The organism is Mycobacterium sp. NGS66 (genome assembly GCF_059812225.1).
In genome coordinates, this window is the sequence record NZ_JCALCG010000031.1 from 1 (window position 1) to 4,557 (window position 4,557).

The 4,557-nt window shown below is 62.6% G+C and carries 1 protein-coding gene and 1 pseudogene; one reads left to right on the forward strand and one right to left on the reverse strand.

Going from position 1 to position 4,557, the window contains the following annotated elements:
* Positions 1-754: pseudogene (locus AC5Y2L_RS28435) on the forward strand (KR domain-containing protein); the annotation flags it as partial.
* 1,555 nt (positions 755-2,309) lie between these two features.
* On the opposite strand, the gene AC5Y2L_RS28440 reads toward AC5Y2L_RS28435, so the two are convergent.
* Positions 2,310-4,055 (reverse strand): AMP-binding protein, encoded by a 1,746-nt coding sequence (locus AC5Y2L_RS28440; RefSeq protein WP_499940060.1) that lies wholly within the window; start codon positions 4,053-4,055, stop codon positions 2,310-2,312.
* Positions 4,056-4,557 lie beyond the last annotated feature (502 nt).

Below are 4,557 nucleotides of genomic sequence, written 5' to 3' on the forward strand. Positions count from 1 at the left end.
CGTGGTCGAAGACGCCACCTTGACCAACATCACCGACGAACTCATCGAGCGTGACTGGGCGCCAAAGGTTTACGGCGCCTGGAACTTGCACGCCGCCACCGCCGACCAGCCGCTGGACTGGTTTTGCTCGTTCTCCTCGGCCGCCGCCCTGGTCGGTTCGCCCGGACAAGGCGCCTACGCCGCGGCCAACAGCTGGCTCGATGCCTTCACCCGATGGCGACACGCTCAGGGCCTACCGGCCACCGCCATCGCCTGGGGACCCTGGGCACAGATCGGCCGTGCCACCGCTCTGGCCGAGGACAGCGAGGGGGCGATCGCTCCCGAGGAAGGTGCTCACGCTTTCCAAGCGTTGCTGCGCCACGACCGCGCCTACACCGGATACGCCCAATTCCTGGGCACACCATGGCTGACCGCCTTCGCCCAACGCAGTCCCTTCGCGGAGGCATTTCGCACCACGGGGCAAACCCCAACGAGCACAAGGGGATTGCGTGCCGAACTCAACGAGCTACCACCAGACGAGTGGCCCACCCGACTGCGGCGACTAATCTCCGATCAGGTCAGCCTCATCCTGCGTCGCAACATCGACCCCGACCACGCACTCGCCGAGTACGGCCTTGACTCGCTGGGTTCCTTGGAGCTACGTACCCGCATAGAAACCGAAACCGGAATTCGCATAACGCCCAGCGAAATCGCCACCGCCACCATTCGCGATCTGGCAGACGTACTCTGCGACAAGATGGCTCACGCGCAAGCTGGTCCCGTCGAAAGTGGCGCATCCAACAATGATGTGCGGCAGGACTTTGACGTCCGCGGATCCGACAATGATGCGCTGCAGGACCGCGGATTCAACACTGTTGCGCAGCAGGATAATCGGCTCGACCTAAATGACCACTACTTTTTTGCGGGGCACCGCGCCATCGACCAGGAGCATGTCATCCAGGTCGTGTGGATTTACGAGCACCCGTTCAACTTTGATGGGCTGAGGCGGTTTCATCGGAATCTCGGTTACGGGTTGTTGGGACGGCGCATCGAGCGTTCGCCCTTACCCTTCGCCCGGCACCGGTGGGTCTTGGATCGAGGGCCGTCGGAAATCGAGATCGCTGAACACGCCCGTCCACGAGCAGAACTCAGCGATTGGGCTGATGAGCGCTCGCAATTGCCTGTTGATGCGGAATCCGGGCCTGGCTGGCATCTCGGCGTTCTTCCGCTTACGGACGGCTCGACCGCGGTAAGCCTGGTTGTTTCCCACTTCCTGATCGACGGCCTCGGCCTCGCCGCCGTGCTAGAGGATGCAATTTTGGGCAATACGCGCGATCTTGGCCTTCCACCGCCGCGTTCACGCACTCGATTGCGCGCGATGGTTGAAGATGCTCGGCAGACGGCGCAAGACGCGCCCGAGGCTGCCCGGGCGTTTATCACGGTGGCGAAACTGGCCCGTCGGCACCGGCACGATTGGAAACAGGCCCATCGTCGCCAGCACGATCGCGTGTCACAACTGGCCCAGCGTCGCCAACACGATATTGCCGGATCATCGGCATCGCTACCCGTCGCGCTTGGTGAAGGCGGCGGCGATGAGAATGTCGTCATACCTGGTGTCACCATTCACATCGACGCGAATGATTGGGATGCCCGTGCGAGGGCTCTTGGCGGCACGACCGGGACGTTGATCGCTGGATTTGCCGCCAAATTCGCGGAGCGACTGGGGCGCCGACGCGCCGGTGATGGCGCCATCACCTTACAACTGCCCGTGAGCGACCGTGCCCTGGGTGACACCCGTGCGATAGCACTGTCGATTGCGCGCGTCAGCGTGGATCCGACGCGGGTAACGACCGACCTGCGCGACATCGACACAGTAATGAAGCAGGCGATGAGCGCTCAGCGGAACACACCAGACGAGTCGCCGGCGCTTCCTTGGTTGGGCCAGTTCGCACCAAAGCGGGCGTTGAAACGGCTGAACCACGTGATGGTGGGCGGCGACCCCGATCTCCCAGTGTTTTGTTCGTACGTCGGCGACCTTGGTTCGGCACTGCGCCGCCTTGATGGCACCGACGCCGAGTACGCCACCGTACGAGGAGTTGGGCAAGACATAACGCGGCAGTGGATCGAACGAACGGGCGGCGATTTCCGGGTGCAGTCGTGGCGCATGGGCGACAAAATCGGGATCACAGTCCTCGCATACCAGCCGGGCGCCGCGAACACCAAGCCCGCATTGCGTGAACTGGCCGCGCGCACCCTGGCCGAGTTCAACCTGACCGGCGAGATCGACTGACTATCGCGTGCTCGTCGGTGAAGACCACCGACGTTCTGGGCTAAGCGTCTAGGCGGGCGAACTGGCCGTGCCGGTACTGTTCGACGCAGGCCGCTCGTCTGACCTTGCCGCTGGTGGTGATCGGGATCGAACCCGGCGGCACCAGAACCAGATCCGCGACGCCCAGGCCGTGGGAGTTCGAGATCGCCGACGTGACTTCACGTTTGACGCCGGCGAACTTGCGCATCGCATCTTCGTCGGAGTCGCCACGCTTTTTGACTTCGATGATGACGACCAGCTGCTCCTGGCCCTCATCCGGAACCGCGATCGCCGCGGTCCGCCCGCCGGCGATGTCCTGGATGGTGGCTTCGATGTCGTCGGGAGAGTGGTTGCGCCCGTAGACGATCAACAGATCTTTGATTCGGCCGACGATGAACAACTCACCTTCGGAGATGAAGCCCATATCGCCAGTCCGCAGCCACGGCCCCGCCGGGGTGCCAGGCGACGGCGTGACCAGCATGCCGCCGAACGTGTGCTCGGTCTCGTCCGGTTTGCGCCAATAGCCCAAGGCGACGTTGTCGCCGTGCATCCAGATCTCGCCGCTGGTTCCCTCCGGGCACTCCGTCCGAGTCTCGGGATCCACGATCCGCACCATGGGCGACCCCTGCAGGGGATAACTGATCAGGGGTGTGCCGGCGCCGCTCGGGCACCGCTTCGCCTGGCCGGCGGAAAGCTTGTCAGTCTCGAAGTCGACGATCTGTGGTGGCTGGCCTGCTCTGCTGCTCGCCGCGTACACCGTTGCTTCGGCGAGCCCATAGGAGGGACGGATCACTGCATCATCGAGGTTGTAAGGCGCGAACCGTTCGGCAAAGCGTTTCAGGGTGGCTGGGTGGACCCGTTCGCTGCCGCTGAGGATGGTCTGCACGCCGCCGAGATCGAGCCCGGCCATGTCTTCGTCAGAGGTTTTGCGTGCCGCCAGTTCGAAAGCGAAGTTCGGCGCGGCCGAAAACGGCGAAGAATTGGTTGCCAGCAATTGCATCCACCGGGCCGGGCGCTGCAGGAATGCCACCGGGCTGGTAAGCACACCGCTGAAACCCCCCAGGATCGGCGAACAAACACCCAGAACAAGACCCATGTCGTGATAGAACGGGAGCCACGACACAATAGTGAGGTCCAGCGGCGGAACGCCTGCGCTGTGCGGAAAATAATTGCGCATCAGCTGCTCGAAATTTACCTGGAGATTTCTGTAGGAAATCATGACTCCGGCCGGTTGCCGGGTCGACCCAGACGTATATTGCAAATACGCGGCAGCGTGATGACTGTCTATCCCAGCGTCGGATCGTACCGGTGCGTCCAGGTTCAGCAAATCAACCTCGACGACAGCCGGAGCAACTTGGCCAGGCTGCGCTGCGACATGACCGATCACCTCACCCACAACAGAGGTTGTCGTGAGCACGACAGCCGGCGACGCATCGCGCAACACCGAGTCCACCCGCTCATCGCTGACGCCACCGAGTGGGACTGAAAGCGGGACCGCGATGAGTCCCGCCTGCAGGGCGCCCAGAAAAGCGGCGATGTAATGCAATCCCTGCGGCGCCAGAATCACAGCCCGGTCACCGGGTGATGTGCAAAGCCTGAGCTCGCGTGCCACGTTCAGCACTCGCCGATATAGCTGCGGCCAGGTCAGGCTTTCGGCAACGCCGGCCCAATCCTGCTGGTAATCAATAAACGTGAATGCCGTGTCATCGGGCTGCAAACTTGCGCGCTCGCGCAGCAGAGCCGGAATGGACGTCTCAACCACGCGCATGAGGTTACCGTCATCGTCGGCGGCGTATGGGCGAACAGAAAAGTTAAGTAACTACTTATAGTTAGCGCCGTCCAAACCCCGGTTGTGGGCCAGCTCGATCGTCGCTGACCGGCTGAAGAGCGTGACGGCACACTGTCCAGTGGAGCGTGTGGACCTGGCTGAGATGCTGCCCGATCAGCCCGCGTCACGGAACATCGACGATCTGGCTTCGCCGCAGCTCAACTTGATTACGATAAGGTAACGGTTCACACTTTCACCCATGTATTTTGCGCCTGCGTAATAGTTTCGCCCCTGCCAGCTAGGCCCGTTGACATGCGCGAAAGCCCTTGAAAGGGGCAAGGGATCGCTTGACGCAGATGCCGGCATCCTCGATGGCGAAGTGGCGCAGCGAGGGTAGACGGGGGACAAGACTACGCAGCCGTTGCTGTGAGGAGGCGGGATGGTTTCATCGGGGGCGGTCGGTGATGGAGTGGGTAGGGCTGGGCTTCGGTGAGTTCGTCGT